The organism is Pelistega sp. MC2 (assembly GCF_900099475.1).
GTDB classification, from domain to species: Bacteria; Pseudomonadota; Gammaproteobacteria; order Burkholderiales; family Burkholderiaceae_B; genus Taylorella; species Taylorella indica.
Window position 1 is genome coordinate 334,379 of the sequence record NZ_LT628273.1, and the last position, 19,663, is coordinate 354,041.

Genomic DNA, 19,663 nt, shown 5'->3' on the forward strand with positions numbered 1-19,663 from the left:
CCTTATATCTTAAGCATGAAAAATATTTTGTTTTTAGAATAAGTAAACCAATTAATAAGGCTAGTTTATATGCACCCTAGAAATAATCTTAGCGTCATTATTATTACGCTGAATGAAGAAAGAAATTTACCTAATCTTTTAAATGATTTAATAGCGCAATCTTATCAGCAATTTGAAGTAATTGTGGTTGATAGTATGAGTACTGATAGTACGGTAAGTGTTGCTGAAAGTTATAAGGATCGTTTAAGTCTTTCTACGGTTGTTATGTCAAGCAGGGGGGTGAGTTTGGGGCGTAATACGGGGGCAGCAAATGCGAATTGTGAAAGGCTTCTTTTCCTAGATGCTGATGTTCGATTAAAGCCAGATTTTCTTGAGCGGTCACTAAATTATTTGGAGAAGAAGCAGTTACTTATTTCTGGTGGAAGGATTGGTAGCTGTGGTAATGATGGATGGGAGATTCGTGCAGGTATGGCTTTATTTGATTGGGGAATGATGGTGATGCAATATGTATTTCCTACCTCAACAGGTGCATGTATTTTTAGTAGCCGTATCGTGCATGAAAAAATAGGAGGATTTGATTTATCTATCCAGCTATGTGAAGACTGTGATTATGTTAGTAGAGCGAGCAAGTCTTTCCGTTATCGTATGCTTCCGTATCATTTTGGCTTTAATTCTAGACGATTAAAACAAGACGGTCTCATAAAAACAGGTTTTACATATTTACGTGCAAATACTCGACGTTTGTTTATCGGTGAATTAAGAAACAATGAAATTGAGTATAAGTTTGGACATTATAAAGAAAAACAATAGCTTATCCAGAGACAAAAAATTAGCATTTTTCTAGAAAAAAGCGTAATATGTACGGTTTCTAGACGTAAGCACATAAGCACAGATTGTCTGGTTAAGTAGTGTTTTCGGCGTGCAGGTTTTTCAGAGCCAAACGTAATTTGTTGATTTTTGTAGTAGAGGCAGAAAAACCTGCACGTCAAAATCGCCAAATTGAGATAATGCTCATGAAGCAAGTGTTTTCGGCGTGCGGGTTTTTCAGAGCCAAACGTAATTTGTTGATTTTTGTAGTAGAGGCAGAAAAACCTGCACGTCAAAATCGCCAAATTGAGATAATGCTCATGAAGCAAGTGTTTTCGGCGTGCAGGTTTTTCAGAGCCAACTTGATTGGTTGATTTTTTGTGGCTGGGGCAGAAAAACCGGCACGTCAAAATCGCCAAATTGAGATAATGCTCATGAAGCAAGTGCGCTCACGAAGCAAGTGTTTTCGGCGTGCGGGTTTTTCAGAGCTAAACCTAGATTATTGATTTTTTGATATCTGTGCTGAGAATCTGTACGGCAGAATTCTCAAAAAGGTTTTCCAATATCTGTGCTTATAAGGCGTAAGTGCATTGAACGTATATTGAGCTTACGAGACGTAAATATATAAGAAGAATAGCATGAATAATTTAAAAAATATCACGGTTTATTGTGGCTCAAATTTTGGTGAAATTCCTGATTATTATGAAGAAGCTAAGCGACTTGGTGAGCTGATGGCTAAAGAGGCTATTCAGCTTGTTTATGGCGGTGGCAAAATTGGTTTAATGGGAGCTCTCGCCAATAGTGTATTGCAGCATAATGGTACTGCCATTGGTATTATGCCGACTTTTTTAAAAAATAAAGAAATGGCTCATACTGGCTTAACTGAGTTAATCGAAACACCTACGATGTCAATTCGCAAAGATAAAATGATGGAAATGGCAGATGGTTTTATTGCGATGGCTGGAGGCATTGGTACGTATGAAGAATTGTTTGAGGTATTTTCTGCACTACAGCTTAAGCAACATACTAAACCTGTAGGTCTTTTAAATGTAAAAGGTTTTTTTGATCCTTTATTAACTATGTTAGAAAGTACGGCTAAGCAAGGGTTTATGCCTTTAGCAAATATGAATTTGTTGTGTGTGGCTGATAACGCAGGTGAATTGATTGAAAAAATGAGAAATTTTCAGTTTGTAGATGTACCTAAATGGGTAACTCCTAAATGGGTAGAAGAGATGAGAAAAGGCGTATAAGCCAGAGATCATTGCTAAAGAGTAGTTAATAAAAGAGTTAATACTAAATAAAAAATTAATAATAAAAAGATAACGAGCAAAAGAGCATACTAAATCAAAAAGCCCGTACAGCATATGCTCTACGGGCTTAAATCTGGTGGCCTGGGGCGGAATCGAACCGCCGACACAAGGATTTTCAATCCTCTGCTCTACCGACTGAGCTACCTGGCCTTGAAGAAAATAATATTAACCCAAAATTTCAAAAAAGCATAGTCTTTTTTTATTTTCATAATAGGTATTTTGAATTGTCCCTTGAAAACATAGGTCTTTTTTATAAAAACAGTTGTTTTTTTGATACAAATTGCTGTAAGACTAGGAGTATAATACTCAGTTAGAAATTACGATTGTCGCGAGTTAGCTAGCAATACTTATGGTAGATGTCTTTACTTTCGGTCTAAATCATCACTCAGCACCTGTATCTGTGCGTGAGCGTGTATCTATGTCTGGAGATTTAGTGCGTCCGGCGTTAGATGCGTTGCGCTCTGCTTTTGGCTCTCGTCTCAAGGAAGCGACTATTCTCTCTACCTGTAATCGTACAGAGCTGTATTTAGCGGCAAATCCTGAGATTGTTGAGCATGTTCCTACATGGTTGGCTGATTTTAATACGCTAGACTCTAGTTTAATAACTCCTCATTTATATCAATACAATCAAGATCAAGCTGTGCGTCATGCTTTCCGTGTGGCATCAGGCTTGGACTCTATGGTGCTTGGTGAAGCACAGATCTTGGGGCAAATGAAAACAGCTGTTCGAGCCGCTAATGAGGCAGGAGCCTTGGGGACTATGCTGAATCAGCTGTTTCAAAAAACATTCTCTGTCGCTAAAGAAGTACGAACCCAGACAGCAATAGGTGCTCAATCGGTTTCAATGGCTGCTGCTGCAGTACGTCTAGCCGAACGCGTGTTTGGTGATATCGCAGATACCAAGGTGTTATTTGTGGGTGCTGGTGAGATGATTGAATTATGTGCAACACATTTTTCTGCGCATAATCCTAAATCAATTATGATTGCAAATCGTACTTTAGAGCGTGGTGCTTCGTTAGCAGCACGTTTTGATGCACAAAATATGCGTTTAGTGGATTTGCCTGAGCACTTGCACGAATATGATATTGTGGTATCGTGTACGGCCTCTGCTTTGCCTATTTTAGGCTTGGGGATGATTCAAAAAGCCTTGCGTCAACGTCGCTTTAATCCTATGGTGATGGTAGATTTGGCTGTGCCACGTGATATTGAGCCAGAAGTAGGCTCTCTTAGCGAAGTCTATTTATATACTGTGGATGATTTGGGTCGTGTTGTACAGATGGGAAATGATGCCCGTCAAGCCGCTGTTGTCCAAGCTGAAGCTATTATTGATAGCCGAGTTCAAAGTTTTATGCATTGGATGCAAAATCGCAATGTTGTTCCTATTATTCAAGGATTGCATAGCGGTTCACATAAAATGGCAGAGTTAGAGCTTGAAAAAGCTCGTAAGTTATTAGCCAAAGGTGTTAGTCCAGAAGATGCATTAGAGCGATTAGCCAAGGCATTAATTCAAAAGTATATGCATGCACCAGTGCAAGTGCTCAATCGCAGTCAAGATGAAGAGAGAGCAGTAATGGTAGATATATTGCCTAAGTTGTTCCCTTATCAAGAGACTGAAATTGCGGCACTTATTGAACAAAACGAACATTAGCAAGTTTGTTTCTTTTCCATAATTATATTGAATGTTTTGTGAATAGCTAGATATAGTCATAAGAGATTACTTAAAAAATAAGCATTGATTTTCAAGCGGCCTAGTTATTTTAAATTTAAAATTTTAAGCATTCTATCTTTTTTAAATATCAATTATTTTATAGAGAGTTATTATGAAATCATCTATGCGTTCACGCTTAGAGCAATTGAGTCAACGTTTGATTGAGGTTGATGCGATCTTGGCAGAGCCAGATACAGTAGAGGAGATGGATCGCTTTCGTAAGTTATCACGTGAGCGAAGTGAAATTGATCCTATAGTTGCTTTATTTAAAACCTATACAAGCACAGAGGCTGACTTGGCGACGGCACTTGAAATGATGGCAGACCCTGAAATGAAAGAGATGGGGGAAGAAGAAATGAAAGCAGCTAAAGCTCGTATTGAAGAGCTTGAAGCCCAGTTACAGTTAGAGTTACTTCCTAAAGATCCTGATGATAATCGAGGGGTATTCTTAGAAATTCGAGCAGGAACAGGTGGTGATGAGAGTGCTATCTTTACGGGCGATTTGTTTAGAATGTATAGTCGTTATGCAGAGCAAAAAGGCTGGCGTGTTGAGTTGATCAGTGAGAATCCTTCAGAATTAGGAGGGTATCGAGAGGTGATTGCTCGTATTGAGGGTGACGGTGTTTATGGACGCTTGAAGTACGAATCAGGAGCGCATCGTGTGCAACGAGTACCAGAAACTGAATCTCAAGGCCGTGTGCATACCTCAGCATGTACAGTGGCTGTATTACCTGAGGCAGATGAATTAGCTGAAGTAGTATTAAATCCTGCTGACCTACGAATTGATACTTTCCGTGCGAGTGGTGCAGGGGGGCAGCATATTAATAAAACGGACTCTGCTGTACGTATCACACATATTCCTACTGGTATTGTGGCTGAGTGTCAGGATGATCGTTCTCAGCACAAAAATAAGGCAAGAGCCATGAGTGTTTTGGCTGCACGGATTAATGATATTCAGCGCCAAGAACAACAAGCCAAAGAGGCGGCAGAACGTAAAAGTTTAGTGGGTACGGGTGACCGTTCTGAACGTATTCGTACGTACAACTATCCTCAAGGTCGCGTGACCGACCATCGTATTAATTTAACCTTGTATAAATTAGCACAAATTATGGAAGGTTCTTTGGATGAGTTAACAGGTGCTCTCATTGCTGAACGACAAGCTGAATTATTAGCGGCATTGGGTGATGATTAATCCGTGTATTAACCTTAAACAATTTTTTGCTTTATCAGGGTTACCTTTATTGGAAGCAAAAATGTTGGCTGAGAAAGTATTGGGCGTTAATCGGGCTTGGTTGATTGCCCATGATACAGATCAATTAAGTGAATCGGTACAACAAGCGCTACAGTCACTGGTAGAAAGACGATTAGCAGGTGAGCCTATGGCATATATTCTTGGTGAACGAGAGTTTATGGGATTGCTTTTTCAGGTTAATCCCAAAGTGCTGATTCCAAGACCTGATACGGAAACGTTGGTAGAGGCTGCTATTCAATGGGTAGAGCAACATCAGCCACAAGCAAGAGTGCTTGATTTGGGAACGGGTAGTGGGGCTATTGCTGTATCCATTGCTCATTATTGTCCTAAAGCGCAAGTAAGCGCTATAGATATTAGTCCTGATGCCTTGGAGGTTGCAGAAAGGAATGCTATTTCTATCGGTGCTAAGGTTAACTTTATTCAAAGCCATTGGTTTGAGGTATTTCATCAACAGGTAGAGTATTTGTCCAAGCCAACATTTGATTTAATTGTCTCTAATCCACCGTATATTGAGAAGCAAGATCAACATTTGAGTCAAGGTGATTTGCGGTTTGAGCCTGATATTGCGCTTACTGATTTTGCAGATGGTTTAACTTGCTATCGAGAGATTATCGCTCAAGCACCTGAGTTCTTAAATCCTAATGGGGTGTTAATGGTAGAGCATGGTTGGAATCAAGCAGATTCGATTAGGCATCTTTTAGAAGAGAATGGTTTTAGTGAAATAGTTTCTTTAAAAGATTTATCTGGAGTAGAGCGTGTTCATATTGGTGTATATAGAAAATAACCCTAAAACTCACTCACTAGGAATAGATTATTCTGGAAAAATAGGTAAAATAGGGCTTTAGTTAGAATTAACGGCATCACATACTAGATTAGTTGAAAGTAGTGTAGATAATAAGCTATATCGTTAGATGGTGTGATGCGTGATTGATGTAAATTATTTTTTTAAAGGTTTTAAGATGAGCGACGTTCAAGAGTTTATTCGTCAAACAGTGACAGAGCATCCAGTAGTATTATTTATGAAAGGTTCTGCACAATTTCCACAATGTGGTTTCTCAGGTCGTGCTGTACAAATTTTACGTGAACTGGGTGTTAAAAAATTAGTGACAGTTAATGTACTAGAAGATGCAGAAGTTCGTGATGGCATTAAACAATATTCAAATTGGCCAACGATTCCACAACTTTATGTAAATGGTGAGTTTGTTGGTGGTGCTGATATCATGACTGAAATGGCGGCTAGTGGTGAGCTTAAAACAGTTCTAGAAGAAGTAGGCGCTTTTAATGACTAAAAAACTAGTGATTGGTATAACTGGAGCTACAGGTTCTATTTATGCCATTCGGCTACTAGAGCATTTACGTGATGTACCTGATGTGGAATCTCATTTAGTTATTTCCCCATCAGGTCTTTTAAATATTAAGTATGAGCTTGATATGAACCGTCAACAGGTGAATGCTTTAGCGGATCATGTTCATGGCTTCCGTGATGTGGGGGCAACATTGGCGAGTGGTGCATTTGATACCACAGGTATGATTATTCTCCCTTGTTCAATGCGAACGTTAGCGGCTTGTGCTCATGGGTTTTCGGATAATCTGATTACGCGTGCGGCTGATGTGCATCTTAAGGAACGCCGTAAGCTTGTATTGGCTATCCGTGAAACGCCTTTTAATTTAGCACACTTACGCAATATGACGGCAGTTACAGAAATGGGAGGAATTATTTTTCCTCCGTTACCTGCTTTTTATCATCATCCAAAAGATTTGAATGAGATGATCGATCATACTGTAGCTAGAATGTTAGCCATTTTTGATATTCATATTGATGGACCTAAGTGGCAGGGTACGAAGTCGGACTTAGTAACAGAATAGTTTTTGTTTAACAGCAAGTATATATGAAACCCCACTTATCTTAGTAATGAAATAAGTGGGGTTTGAGTTTATGATGCCATATCCACAAGTTCGACTTATCCGTTAAGCAAATGCACTAAAAATAGCGTTAAGCTTGGGAAAAATACTAGCAATATAATACGAATAAAGTCAGAGCATAGGAAAGGAATAATTCCTTTATAAGTTTCTCCCATAGGAATGTCTTTGGCTAAGTTGTTAATAATAAATAGATTCATGCCAACAGGTGGAGTGATTAGTCCAATTTCTACAACCATCAAGGCTAAAACACCAAACCAAATAGATTTATCGTTAACATTCATTCCCCAAAAATCTAAGCCTAAAATAATAGGGAGAAATACGGGGATAGTGAGTAGAATCATTGATAGACTATCCATGATACAACCCAAAATAATGTAGAGAATAATAATTAAGAATAAAACCATTAAAGGTGGTAACCCAAGGCTTGAAACCCATTCAGCCATATTGCTTGGTAATTGTGAGAGGGCAAAAAAGGCATTAAGTAAGTCAGCTCCTAAGAGAATTAGGAAAATCATGGCTGTACCAGAAGCGGTATCAAAAATAGCTTTAGTGAATTTCTCTTTTGATAGTTCTTTAGATAGGAAAGCAATAATAGCAACACCTATGGTTCCAATGGCTGCGGCTTCTGTAGGCGTAAAAATGCCCCCATAAATTCCCCCAAGTACTAGTAGAAAAATTAATAATACCGGCCATACTTTCTTAATAAGACTCCAACGTTCTGACCAAGATAATCGTTTAATAGCTGGGCCACTGTTGGGAGCGAATCTGACATATACTATAATGGCAATGCAATATCCTGCTAAAGCAATGAGTCCCGGGATTAATGCAGCCATAAACATGGTAGAGACATTTTGCTCTGCTAGAACAGCATAAATAACTAGAATAACTGAAGGAGGAATGAGAATACCTAGCGTACCTCCTGCAGCGAGGGAGCCTGTGGCTAAGGCAGGGGAGTAGTTAGCACGTTTGAGCTCTGGAATAGCTACTTGTCCCATAGTTGCAGCAGTCGCCAGAGAAGAACCACAAATAGCACCAAAACCTGCGCAGGCACCAACAGCACTCATGGCAACTCCTCCACGGTAATGCCCAAGGAAAGCATTTGCTGCTTCAAAAAGGCGACGTGCTAGTCCTCCTTGAGAGGCTAGATTACCCATTAATAAAAACAGTGGCACAACGGATAAGTCGTAAATTGAATATCTAGCAAAGGCCATAGTTTTTAAATAATTAATTAATGGTAACCATCCGGAAACAGCGACATACCCAATAGCACCAGCAATAAACATGGCAATGCCAATATGTACACGAATAACCAGTAATCCGATAGCTAATAAGCCAATTAATAAACTAATAGTAAGGGTACTCATGCATGCATCCCTTTATTTTCTTTTAATTTAAGGTAGGTAGTATAGAGTGCAGTAAGACTCAAAAGTAAAAAGCCTGGGGCAATAGTGAGATGTGCTAACCATTCAGGCCATCCTAAAATCATCATTGATGTATTTGATTTATAGCTACTGATAGCACCTGCAGCACTTCGCCAAGCTAATAATGCAGATACAATGCATAAAAGTATTCCGGCAAACGCATCTAGCAAGTTTCTAATACGAGGGGAGGCTTTTATAGTAAAAAAATCAACAATAACATGAGCATTTTTCATTTGTGCATAAGGTAAAAATGCAGAAATGGATAGGGCACAAGCAATCTGCACTAACTCTACATCACCAGTAATTGGACTGTTAAATAGCCAACGATTTAGAACACTGAGTGCAGATATGATGCAAATAAGTAAAAGAAGAACGGCAGCGATAAAGGCAGAAAGTTGTGACCATCTGAGTAAGAAAAGTCCTACTTTATCTTTAGGTTCATCATGAGTAGGTATATGTTCAGACATAATATAAACGCTATTAATGGGCTCAACATATGAGGAAAATATATTGAGCCCTTCATACTTCCTGAAAAATTAATTATATTTTGCGATTAATTCTTCAGCTTTTTTCAGAATTGCTTCACCGTCATAGCCTTTTCCAGTGACTTCTTTGACCCATTCTGTGCGAACATTGTCAGCAGCTTGCATAATAGTTTTTACACCATCATCTGAAATAGTATTAAATGCGTTACCTCGTTCTTCGGCTTTTTTACGTGCATCAGGAGCAGAAGAGTCCCATGCCTTACCGATAAGAGCAGAGAAATCAGCACCTGAATTTTTATCAATCACTGCTTTTAAATTGTCCGGTAAGCTTTCATACTTTTGTTTATTCATAGCAATGGTGAATAATGTTGAATATAAACCGGGCTGAGGAGGATTGATTTCAGAGTGATATTTCGTCATCTCATGTAGTTTCATTGTAGGAACAACTTCCCAAGGCAAGATGTAGCCATCAATAACGCCTTTAGAAAGTGCATCAGCTAAGCCAGGCATAGGAATATTAACAGGAGATGCGCCCATAGCGGCTAAGAACTTATTGGTTAAGCGAGTTGGTGCACGCATTTTTAACCCTTGTAAGTCTGCAACAGTGGTAATAGGGTGTTTGTTGTTATGAATTTGTCCTCTATCGTGGATATTAAAGGCAAGAGGTTTTACGTTTTCGAAGTCTTTTTTACCATATTGCTCATAAATTTCCCAAGCAACTCGGCTACCATTTTCTGCACCTTTAGCGAGGAAAGGTAATTCCATTACTTCCATTGAAGGGAAACGTCCAGCGGTATAACCGGGAAGAGTAAATACAATATCAGCAACACCGTCAATAACTTGATCAATGAGTTGTGGAGGTGTACCACCTAGTTGCATCGCGGGGTAGAATTGACAACTTAATTGTTTGTTAGATTCGCTAGCGATTTTTTCGCACCAAGGCTCTAGGACTTTTTTCTGTGCTAGAGCGGTTGGTGGCCAAAAGTGAGCTACTTTCAGTACGATTGTTTCAGCTGGTTTTTCGGCAGTGTTAGCCGTTGGTTTTTTTGCTGCGTCTGAGGTTGAGTTATCGTTACAACCTGCTAGGGCAATACTTAATGCCGCTAACGTGAAAGCAAATTTTTTCATAAGGAGTCTCCTAAAGAATAATACAAAAATTATGTGGCGTCAGGTTGGTGCTCTGGTGCTGCTTTAACAAATGCTTCTAGAGAGTTGCAGCGTTGGGTAACTCGAGTGATTGTTGGATAGTTACTTAAATCACATTCAAATCGTTGTGCATTAAAGACTTGAGGGATTACACAGCAATCCGCTAGTGTAGGGGTATCGCCAAAGCAATATTCTCCAGCCGTTTGTTTTAACATCATTTCTAACGCATCGAAATTAGTATAAATCCAATGTTTATACCAAGTGTTTTTTTCTTCTGGAGATACTTCTAGGGTATTTTGTAAATACTGAAGCACTCTTAAGTTATTAATTGGATGGGTATCACAAGCAATTAATTGTGCAATAGCACGTACCTTTGCTCTTTCAATTGGCGAGCTTGGTAATAGTGGGGGGGTAGGATATACTTCGTCTAAATATTCGATAATAGCAAGAGATTGGGTGAGTATTTCATTATCAACTACAAGAGCAGGAACAAGTTGTTGTGGGTTAATCTTTTGATAATCGCTAGAGTGATGCTCCCCTCCATTTTTTACTAAATGCACAGGAATAATATCTGTAGGTAGTTGCTTTAAATTTAAAGCAATCCTAACTCGATAAGCCGCAGAGCTTCTGAAATACGAATAAAGTTGCATATATACTCCACAGATGGGGAGTATATCCCCATCTATTTTAGATTTTGGTAATGTGGTTAGTAATTATTAGTATTGGGTGTTAACTTTGTTCGTAATCGTGCCAAAGATATTGTTGCCTTGTTCATCTAGCATTTCAATACTCACAGTATCACCATGATTCATAAACGGTGTTTGAGGCTTTCCGGTTTCAATAGTTTCGTACATACGCACTTCCGCTAGACAGCAGTAACCTACACCACCATGCTCAACAGATGAACCATACAGATTATCTTGCTTATTAGATACAGTTCCTGATCCCACTAAAGTACCTGCTGCTACATCACGTGTTTTGGTGATATGTGAGAGTAGTTGCGCAAAGTCAAACGTCATATCTTGCCCTGCATTTGGAAAGCCAAATAACTTGTCGTTGAGTGTCACACGTAAAGGTAAATGAAGTTTATTGTCTTTCCATGCATCGCCAAGCTCATCAGGTGTAACCGCCACAGGGCTGAAAGCGCTAGCTGGTTTGCTTTGGAAAAACCCAAAGCCTTTAGCTAATTCTGCGGGGATTAAATTCCGTAAGGACACATCATTAACTAGCATAATTAAACGAATAGATTTTGCTGTTTCTGCTGGTGTTGCGCCTTGTTTTAAATCACCACTTACCACGACCACTTCAGCCTCAAAATCAATCCCCCATTCAGGCTGTGCATGAATCTCTGCTCGAGGTCCGATAAAACTATCAGATCCACCTTGATACATAAGAGGATCGCTATAGAAAGATTCTGGAACCTCAGCATTTCTTGCTTTACGCACCAGCTCTACGTGGTTTAGATAGGCAGAGCCGTCCGCCCATTGGTAAGCACGAGGGAGAGGTGAGTAACATTTTTCTGGGTCAAAGCTTTCACCAACTGACTTATCCTCATTTAATTGCTGGTAAGCTGCTTGCAGTGCAGGAGTGGCTGTATCCCAGTTATCCAATGCAAATTGTAATGTAGGTATATCTGTAGTGGTGTAACGAGTTAAATCTTTGCTGACAACGACTAGCTGACCGTCACGCGAACCATTATTTAATGTAGCTAATTTCATTTATCTTATCCTTTATTCTGCTGGAGGCTCAGAGCCGTCATGTAACCATCGAGCATGTTGAGGTGCTTTTTTAGTGCGATCCCATTCGTCCAACATATCCCATTTAACTTTATCGAGTGCTTTATTCATTCTCGGTGTAGAGGTATCGCACGCAAGCTCAATACGGTGACCACTTGGGTCAAAGAAATATATTGATTGAAAAAGAGTGTGGTTAACAGGACCAAGTACTTCAATCCCGTCTGCTTCCATTTTGGCTTTGGCAGTCAACATTTCTTCCACGCTATTAGCTTTTAATGCAAGGTGTTGTGTCCAAATCGGTGTATTGGGATCACGTCCCATCTCTGGTTTTGTGGGGAGCTCAAAAAAGGCAAGAATATTTCCACCACCAATATCAATGAAAATATGCATGTAAGGATCTGGCTCGCCCGTAGAGGGAACTTTATCCTCAGCGATAGCTAGTACAAAGTCTAAACCTAAATATTTTTGATACCACAATACGGTTTCCTTGGCATTTTTACAGCGATAGGCGACATGATGAACGCCGTTAGTAATTCCCATTTTTTACTCCGATTATTCTTCAGTTGCTAAGGCACCACGACGAATTTGATCGCGTTCCATTGATTCAAAAAGAGCTTTGAAGTTGCCTTCCCCAAAACCTTCACGGTAGTCACCTTTTCTTTGGATGAATTCAAAGAACACCGGACCTAATAATGTTTCAGAGAAGATTTGTAGTAATAAACGAGGATGACCACCTTCAGTTGTGCCATCTAATAATAGACCTCGAGCCTTTAATTCTTCAACAGGCTCTCCATGACCAGGTAGGCGATCTTTTAGCATGTCATAGTAAATATCATTAGGACGAGTCATCAGCGGAATACCAGCGGCACGGAGCTTATCTATTGTCTCCAGCAGGTTGTCGCTTAGTAAGGCGATGTGTTGAATACCTTCGCCATTAAACTGCATTAAGAATTCTTCAATTTGACCGCCACCTTGTTTTGATTCTTCATTGAGTGGAATACGGATTAAACCGTCAGGAGCTGTCATCGCACGGCTAGTTAAGCCAGTATATTCGCCCTTAATATCAAAATAACGGATTTCTTTAAAATTAAATAATTTTTCATAGAAACCAGCCCAAAAATCCATGCGACCACGATAAACGTTATGTGTAAGGTGATCAATGATTTTTAGACCATGGCCAATGGGTTTGCGTTCAACATTTGGTAGGAATTCAAAATCAATATCATAAATGGATTCGCCTTCGTTAAAGCGATCAATTAAATAAAGAGGTGCACCACCAATGCCTTTAATAGCAGGTAAACGTAGCTCCATTGGGCCTGTTGGGATATCAATTGGCTGAGCCCCAAGCTCTAACGCTTTTTGGTAGGCATGGTGAGAGTTTTTCACTCTAAATGCCATCCCACAAGCTGAGGGGCCATGCTCAGCGGCAAAATAGGCGGCATGACTTTTGGGCTCTCTATTGATAATAAAGTTGATATCACCTTGTCTATACAGTAATACATCTTTAGAACGATGCTTTGCAACAAGAGTAAAACCTAGTTTTTCAAAAAGTGGTTCAAGTACATTAGGTGTTGGAGAGGCAAACTCCACGAATTCAAAACCTTGTAAACCCATGGGATTTTCGAATAAATCGGCCATTTAGTGTCTCCTGATCATTATGAGTAAAGGGATAACTTAAATTTTTGCCAAATTGGCTTAAGTTAATATACCTTTATAATAAAATAGCTTTGATTATTAAGACAATCAGTTTTTTATCATTTATTTATTAGAAAATATGATGAATATAAGTTTGCGGCAATTAAAGGCATTTGTAACAGTAGCTGAGTCTGGTAGCTTTACTCAAGCAGCAACACGTTTGCATCTTACTCAATCAGCATTGAGTGGTTTAATGAAAGAATTGGAGTCACAAGTAGGCTTCCGATTATTTGATCGGACAACACGACAATTAAGTTTGTCTGGAGCGGGAGTACGCTTGTTGCCGTTGGCTGTTCAAGTTTTAAACGATATTGCTAGTTTTGAGGATGAAGCGGATAAGTTAAAGGATGGGCGGTTAGGGGACATTAGTGTGTCTGTTTCTCAGCAGTTGGCCGCTTCTTTTATGCCTTATTTTTTGGCAGACTTTAAAAAAACTTATCCGGAGACGAAAATTCATTTGCAGGATTGTTCTATTGAGCAAGTTATTCAGCAAGTACAAAGTGCTGAGGTAGACTTTGGTATTGGTCCAGATAGGGTGTTACCAGATGATGTGGAGGCAACGCCATGGTTTTCTTTGCCATTTTATGCAGTTGTCCCTAAAAATCACCCTACGGCACGGCAACAGAAAGTTAGTTGGAGGACTTTATTTAAGGAGCCTTTAATTAGTTTAACAGGCTCTTTTAATAGGCATTTATCGGAGGAATTACCTGCGGATTTATCCGAGCGAATTATGGCGCCTGATTATGAGGTGAATTTTTTATCAACAGCGTTAGGTATGGTTCATAATGGTCTAGGTGTAAGTTTATGTTTGCCGTATGCTGGTGACTGGGTGAGACAACATGATTTAGTGATGATGCCTTTGGTAGAGCCAATCATACATCGCCGTTTTTATTTATATAGTCGAAAAAATAAAAGTCTATCTACTATTGCGGTATTGTTTAAAGACTATTTACTTAATTTGTCTGAGAGCATGTTTTATCGCTAGACGGTTTTAGTATGCTTATGGCGCAAGTTCCTATTTGGTTATATCCGTTATTTTTTACAATAAACAAATAGGAACCTCACGAAAGAGAGTTTAGCCGTCCAGTTTGGAGAAATAACTTATTGTACTCATATGATGGGTATCTAGAACGCTTAATTTTTGGATGAGTTCAACATCTTAATTAAAAAAGCCGCTAAATAATGGATAGCGGCTCAGGAGGGTAGTCGTTAGTTTTTATTGCTACATTTACTTAAGTGGTTTGGTTAATCGTTTTGGACTGACGGTAAGTTTCAAGCGCTTTTAGCCCATAATGTGTACAAACAATAATTGAGAATACAGGCATTACTAATCCCATGAATGGAATTAGCGTGAGTAGGGCGCATACTAAACCAATAAACCAAAACCCTTTTTTATGGTTGCTCAAAATATAACGTCGTTCTTCGGCAGTGGCATGTTCCACGATGGCATCTACTTGAGACATGTGTGAAAAGGCATAGGCTCCCCAGAAGACCGAAAGAATAATCGACATAAAGGGAATAAACCATAGCGGTAGCGTAATTAACCAACCAATAATAAAGATGGCTGATACTTTGACCGCATTATAAATACTTACGGAGTTGGCGTATTCCCCTTTTTTCTCTAAATGAGGGAAGTAGTGTGTACTAATATACTTGACAGCAAGTGGTGTCACCATAATGGCAGCAGCGGCTAAACCAATAATAATACCAATAGCCGTTAATGAGATAAAAGAGAGTAGACCAGCTAACCAATCACTCATGGTTGAAAATCCCCAACCCCCTAGTGAGCTCTGTGCCTTTTGGAACCAAGACCAGTTGCTTGCGCTGCTAAAGAACCAATTGTCCAATGGATTCCAAGCGAAAATTAATAAAAAGATAATACTAATAACAGCAACTACTAAAGGCATAATGACAGCAAATAGCATGCGAGGTTGTAGCTGGGTGGCAATTCCTTTGCTAAATGATTCTGCTGTGCTTAAGTAAGACATGGTGATTTACCTTAAAGATAAAGAGTTAATACTGAATGCAATACTATATAGAGATAAACTCAAGTGTATCAAGAGATAATGACAATAAGATATATCAAAATATTGCATGTGCTAAAGGAAAAGAATTGAACATAGGGTATTTTGGAGTTTTGTTTGTTTTGGTTATGGTGAGGTAATACAGGTAGAGGTCGAGGATAAGCAGTTAAAAAAAAGAGGATAAGAGGGATAAGAAAATAGACGATATAGGTAAAAGCCATATAAAGGATAGGCAGAAAACAGAGTATATCTATTTAAGTATGTATATTTCCAACAGTTTTGCTAATTATGGTTGCTGCAAATAAATGCGGTAAATGAGAAAACTAGGGTGAAAATAAAAAAATTAAAAGCAGATAAGTCCGAGTGAAAAAATAGCCAAAAAGCAACAGGTTGAATCGAAGGGTAGTGGTATTAGGAATAGGTACCTGTGAAAGGAGGGGGGGAAGAGGGGGATTGTTGCAAAAGCAACACATTGGCATATATGGGGGGAAGAAATTGTGACTAAGGAAAGTATGGTGGAGTAGGTGTTGGGTGTTGTCGTTTTGGTTATTTTGAGGAGGGCGGGCATGTTACATTTTTACGACAAAGCACCTAAAAAAAGTCCTTTTTTGAGTTTTTTTAGGTGGCTGGGTATTGCCAAAGGGTTGAAAGGGGGTCATAATGCTAATCTTTCCTGCTGAGGCAGCGATTAGTCAAGTCGATAAGTTGCTTGATGGTTGGTTGAAGAGGCGGGGGNGTATTTTGGAGTTTTGTTTGTTTTGGTTATGGTGAGGTAATACAGGTAGAGGTCGAGGATAAGCAGTTAAAAAAAAGAGGATAAGAGGGATAAGAAAATAGACGATATAGGTAAAAGCCATATAAAGGATAGGCAGAAAACAGAGTATATCTATTTAAGTATGTATATTTCCAACAGTTTTGCTAATTATGGTTGCTGCAAATAAATGCGGTAAATGAGAAAACTAGGGTGAAAATAAAAAAATTAAAAGCAGATAAGTCCGAGTGAAAAAATAGCCAAAAAGCAACAGGTTGAATCGAAGGGTAGTGGTATTAGGAATAGGTACCTGTGAAAGGAGGGGGGGAAGAGGGGGATTGTTGCAAAAGCAACACATTGGCATATATGGGGGGAAGAAATTGTGACTAAGGAAAGTATGGTGGAGTAGGTGTTGGGTGTTGTCGTTTTGGTTATTTTGAGGAGGGCGGGCATGTTACATTTTTACGACAAAGCACCTAAAAAAAGTCCTTTTTTGAGTTTTTTTAGGTGGCTGGGTATTGCCAAAGGGTTGAAAGGGGGTCATAATGCTAATCTTTCCTGCTGAGGCAGCGATTAGTCAAGTCGATAAGTTGCTTGATGGTTGGTTGAAGAGGCGGGGGAGGTTAAGCGAGTTAAGTTGACGATAGTGAGTGGATTTAACAACGGTTTAAAAATAAATTAAAAACTATTTTTAAAAAGTGCTTGACAGGATGTGGTGAAGTAGTTCATAATTACATTCTTTGCTGCTGACAGCAACGACGATTAAGTAAAACAAGATTGTCGAGACAGTCAGACGAATTTACGATGGTAAGTTTGGATGTTCTTTAACAACTAACAGCCGATAAGTGTGGGCGCTTGGAATGAGAGAGCCATCCTATCACGGGATGAGCTAATACATTATTTTAAGTGCTTACACTACATACAGAAATAAGGTTTTTTTACAAACGTTATTTCTTTGAGTATAAGCAGCGATAGTATCTACGGATACTACAATTAAACAGGAATTGAACTGAAGAGTTTGATCCTGGCTCAGATTGAACGCTAGCGGGATGCCTTACACATGCAAGTCGAACGGCAGCATCAGAGAGCTTGCTCTCTGGATGGCGAGTGGCGAACGGGTGAGTAATGTATCGGAACGTGCCCAGTAGCGGGGGATAACTACGCGAAAGCGTAGCTAATACCGCATACGCCCTACGGGGGAAAGGGGGGGATCGTAAGACCTCTCACTATTGGAGCGGCCGATATCGGATTAGCTAGTTGGTGAGGTAACGGCTCACCAAGGCGACGATCCGTAGCTGGTTTGAGAGGACGACCAGCCACACTGGGACTGAGACACGGCCCAGACTCCTACGGGAGGCAGCAGTGGGGAATTTTGGACAATGGGGGCAACCCTGATCCAGCCATCCCGCGTGTGCGATGAAGGCCTTCGGGTTGTAAAGCACTTTTGTCAGGGAAGAAAAGTTCGAGGTTAATACCTTCGGACGCTGACGGTACCTGAAGAATAAGCACCGGCTAACTACGTGCCAGCAGCCGCGGTAATACGTAGGGTGCAAGCGTTAATCGGAATTACTGGGCGTAAAGCGTGCGCAGGCGGTTCGGAAAGAAAGATGTGAAATCCCAGGGCTCAACCTTGGAACGGCATTTTTAACTCCCGGACTAGAGTATGTCAGAGGGGGGTAGAATTCCACGTGTAGCAGTGAAATGCGTAGAGATGTGGAGGAATACCGATGGCGAAGGCAGCCCCCTGGGATAATACTGACGCTCATGCACGAAAGCGTGGGGAGCAAACAGGATTAGATACCCTGGTAGTCCACGCCCTAAACGATGTCAACTAGCTGTTGGGTTCTTCGGGACTTAGTAGCGCAGCTAACGCGTGAAGTTGACCGCCTGGGGAGTACGGTCGCAAGATTAAAACTCAAAGGAATTGACGGGGACCCGCACAAGCGGTGGATGATGTGGATTAATTCGATGCAACGCGAAAAACCTTACCTACCCTTGACATGTTCGGAAGGTCGAAGAGATTTGACTGTGCTCGCAAGAGAACCGGAACACAGGTGCTGCATGGCTGTCGTCAGCTCGTGTCGTGAGATGTTGGGTTAAGTCCCGCAACGAGCGCAACCCTTGTCATTAGTTGCTACGCAAGAGCACTCTAATGAGACTGCCGGTGATAAACCGGAGGAAGGTGGGGATGACGTCAAGTCCTCATGGCCCTTATGGGTAGGGCTTCACACGTCATACAATGGTCGGGACAGAGGGTTGCCAAGCCGCGAGGCGGAGCTAATCTCATAAACCCGATCGTAGTCCGGATTGCAGGCTGCAACTCGCCTGCATGAAGTCGGAATCGCTAGTAATCGCGGATCAGCATGTCGCGGTGAATACGTTCCCGGGTCTTGTACACACCGCCCGTCACACCATGGGAGTGGGTTTTACCAGAAGTAGTTAGTCTAACCGCAAGGAGGACGACTACCACGGTAGGATTCATGACTGGGGTGAAGTCGTAACAAGGTAGCTGTAGCGGAAGCTGCAGCTGGATCACCTCCTTTAAGAGCATGCTCTCGAAGCGGAAGCGTCCACGCTTATCGGTTGTTTATGACTATCATTAAACACGAAGCTAGAATGGGTCAGTAGCTCAGTCGGTTAGAGCACCGTCTTGATAAGGCGGGGGTCGCTGGTTCGATTCCAGCTTGACCCACCAAAGAGTTGGACTGAGGGTGTCGCCTTTATCGTCGCGAAAGCAAGGGTAGGGAGATTATCATCAGATGCAAGGAGTGGTAGACGCAAGCGATGACGTGTACAACGAGGTACACGACGAAGCGACGCAACAACCCAATCCGATGCATATTGGGGGATTAGCTTAGTTGGTAGAGCGCCTGCTTTGCAAGCAGGAGGTCATCGGTTCGATCCCGTTATCCTCCACCATGACAACTAGTGCCGTGGCAATGATAGAGAAAACAATCAACAGGTTTTAAAAAAGGTATTGTAGTGCTGAGCGATCAGTGCGATAATACACGGCTGTTCTTTAACAATTTGGAAGAAGCACAACAAGTAATTCAAATGCGTAATTTTATCTCTTTTCAGGAAGAGGTGAAATGACAAATTTATTTATGGGTTGTGATTGCATTATTATTTTTGAAGTTCTCAACGTATATCGAAAGATATGAATAAACATTGATGAACGGCATAAACACGCAAACTCAAGCATAGGGTGTATAGGAGGGCGAACCAGTCCGAGAAAAGGCCTATATATCCTGGTGATAGAGATATCACCGAAGATAAAGTTAGCTTAATCATAAAACGTTTATTTGCTTAACCATAAGCCGATAAAGTTATAGGATCAAGTAACTAAGTGCACATGGTGGATGCCTTGGCGATCACAGGCGAAGAAGGACGTTATAGCATGCGAAA

General features: G+C 40.5%; 16 protein-coding genes, 3 tRNA genes and 1 rRNA gene. 11 read left to right on the forward strand and 9 right to left on the reverse strand.

Features of this window, described 5'->3' with window-relative positions:
* Positions 1-69 precede the first annotated feature (69 nt).
* Entirely contained in the window at positions 70-810 is a 741-nt protein-coding gene (locus BQ4443_RS01675; RefSeq protein WP_023952957.1) for a glycosyltransferase, read from the forward strand.
* Between the two features lie 635 nt (positions 811-1,445).
* Positions 1,446-2,057: an LOG family protein gene (locus tag BQ4443_RS01685; protein ID WP_023952959.1), complete on the forward strand. Its 612-nt coding sequence runs from the start codon at positions 1,446-1,448 to the stop codon at positions 2,055-2,057.
* Positions 2,058-2,191: 134 nt separating this feature from the next.
* Here BQ4443_RS01685 and BQ4443_RS01690 read toward each other — a convergent pair.
* Positions 2,192-2,267 (reverse strand) — tRNA-Phe (locus BQ4443_RS01690).
* A 199-nt stretch (positions 2,268-2,466) separates the two neighbouring features.
* Here BQ4443_RS01690 and hemA point away from each other — a divergent pair.
* The 5 genes from hemA (at position 2,467) to BQ4443_RS01715 (ending at position 6,943) form a co-directional block, all read left to right on the forward strand.
* On the forward strand, positions 2,467-3,765 hold the full coding sequence (gene hemA, locus BQ4443_RS01695; RefSeq protein WP_023952961.1) for a glutamyl-tRNA reductase: 1,299 nt from the start codon (positions 2,467-2,469) through the stop codon (positions 3,763-3,765).
* Between the two features lie 172 nt (positions 3,766-3,937).
* Positions 3,938-5,017 carry a peptide chain release factor 1 gene (gene prfA / locus BQ4443_RS01700; RefSeq protein WP_071057858.1) on the forward strand — a complete coding sequence of 360 codons (1,080 nt, stop codon included), beginning with the start codon at positions 3,938-3,940 and terminating at the stop codon, positions 5,015-5,017.
* The gene (prmC, locus tag BQ4443_RS01705) at positions 5,010-5,861 is read left to right on the forward strand and encodes a peptide chain release factor N(5)-glutamine methyltransferase (protein ID WP_176752443.1); all 852 of its coding nucleotides are present in this window, start codon (positions 5,010-5,012) and stop codon (positions 5,859-5,861) included. Before prfA ends, prmC begins: the two co-directional genes overlap by 8 nt.
* A gap of 175 nt (positions 5,862-6,036) precedes the next feature.
* On the forward strand, positions 6,037-6,366 hold the full coding sequence (gene grxD, locus BQ4443_RS01710) for a Grx4 family monothiol glutaredoxin (RefSeq protein ID WP_031274248.1): 330 nt from the start codon (positions 6,037-6,039) through the stop codon (positions 6,364-6,366).
* The gene (locus BQ4443_RS01715) at positions 6,359-6,943 is read left to right on the forward strand and encodes a UbiX family flavin prenyltransferase (RefSeq protein WP_023950010.1); all 585 of its coding nucleotides are present in this window, start codon (positions 6,359-6,361) and stop codon (positions 6,941-6,943) included. The genes grxD and BQ4443_RS01715 overlap by 8 nt, the downstream gene beginning before the upstream one ends.
* A 95-nt stretch (positions 6,944-7,038) precedes the next feature.
* Here the strand turns inward: BQ4443_RS01715 and BQ4443_RS01720 are convergent, their stop codons facing one another.
* The 7 genes from BQ4443_RS01720 to hppD all read right to left on the reverse strand — a co-directional run bounded on the left by BQ4443_RS01720 (position 7,039) and on the right by hppD (position 13,426).
* Positions 7,039-8,364: a TRAP transporter large permease gene (locus BQ4443_RS01720; protein WP_071057859.1), complete on the reverse strand. Its 1,326-nt coding sequence runs from the start codon at positions 8,362-8,364 to the stop codon at positions 7,039-7,041.
* A complete protein-coding gene (locus BQ4443_RS01725) occupies positions 8,361-8,888 on the reverse strand; it encodes a TRAP transporter small permease (protein WP_023950008.1) in 528 nt (175 codons plus the stop codon). The genes BQ4443_RS01720 and BQ4443_RS01725 overlap by 4 nt, the downstream gene beginning before the upstream one ends.
* A 69-nt stretch (positions 8,889-8,957) precedes the next feature.
* Complete coding sequence (gene dctP / locus BQ4443_RS01730; RefSeq protein WP_083331822.1) at positions 8,958-10,034, reverse strand: TRAP transporter substrate-binding protein; 1,077 nt, start codon at positions 10,032-10,034, stop codon at positions 8,958-8,960.
* Positions 10,035-10,063: 29 nt separating this feature from the next.
* Positions 10,064-10,702, reverse strand: a complete 639-nt coding sequence (gene maiA, locus BQ4443_RS01735; RefSeq protein WP_071057860.1) for a maleylacetoacetate isomerase — start codon at positions 10,700-10,702, stop codon at positions 10,064-10,066.
* A 66-nt stretch (positions 10,703-10,768) separates the two neighbouring features.
* Positions 10,769-11,770 (reverse strand): fumarylacetoacetate hydrolase family protein, encoded by a 1,002-nt coding sequence (locus tag BQ4443_RS01740; RefSeq protein ID WP_023953393.1) that lies wholly within the window; start codon positions 11,768-11,770, stop codon positions 10,769-10,771.
* A 12-nt stretch (positions 11,771-11,782) separates the two neighbouring features.
* Positions 11,783-12,328 (reverse strand): VOC family protein, encoded by a 546-nt coding sequence (locus tag BQ4443_RS01745; RefSeq protein ID WP_071057861.1) that lies wholly within the window; start codon positions 12,326-12,328, stop codon positions 11,783-11,785.
* A gap of 12 nt (positions 12,329-12,340) precedes the next feature.
* Complete coding sequence (hppD, locus tag BQ4443_RS01750; protein ID WP_071057862.1) at positions 12,341-13,426, reverse strand: 4-hydroxyphenylpyruvate dioxygenase; 1,086 nt, start codon at positions 13,424-13,426, stop codon at positions 12,341-12,343.
* 136 nt (positions 13,427-13,562) lie between these two features.
* On the opposite strand from hppD, the gene BQ4443_RS01755 reads away from it, so the two are divergent.
* Positions 13,563-14,468 carry a LysR family transcriptional regulator gene (locus tag BQ4443_RS01755; RefSeq protein WP_218118006.1) on the forward strand — a complete coding sequence of 302 codons (906 nt, stop codon included), beginning with the start codon at positions 13,563-13,565 and terminating at the stop codon, positions 14,466-14,468.
* Between the two features lie 247 nt (positions 14,469-14,715).
* Here BQ4443_RS01755 and BQ4443_RS01760 read toward each other — a convergent pair whose 3' ends face one another.
* Positions 14,716-15,471: an EI24 domain-containing protein gene (locus BQ4443_RS01760; protein ID WP_071057864.1), complete on the reverse strand. Its 756-nt coding sequence runs from the start codon at positions 15,469-15,471 to the stop codon at positions 14,716-14,718.
* A gap of 1,793 nt (positions 15,472-17,264) precedes the next feature.
* Between BQ4443_RS01760 and BQ4443_RS01765 the strand changes: the two genes are divergently transcribed.
* From BQ4443_RS01765 to BQ4443_RS01775, 3 genes are all read left to right on the forward strand, one after another.
* Positions 17,265-18,801: ribosomal RNA gene (locus tag BQ4443_RS01765) — 16S ribosomal RNA — on the forward strand.
* Between the two features lie 75 nt (positions 18,802-18,876).
* Positions 18,877-18,953, forward strand: a tRNA-Ile gene (locus BQ4443_RS01770).
* Between the two features lie 148 nt (positions 18,954-19,101).
* Positions 19,102-19,177 (forward strand) — tRNA-Ala (locus BQ4443_RS01775).
* Positions 19,178-19,663 lie beyond the last annotated feature (486 nt).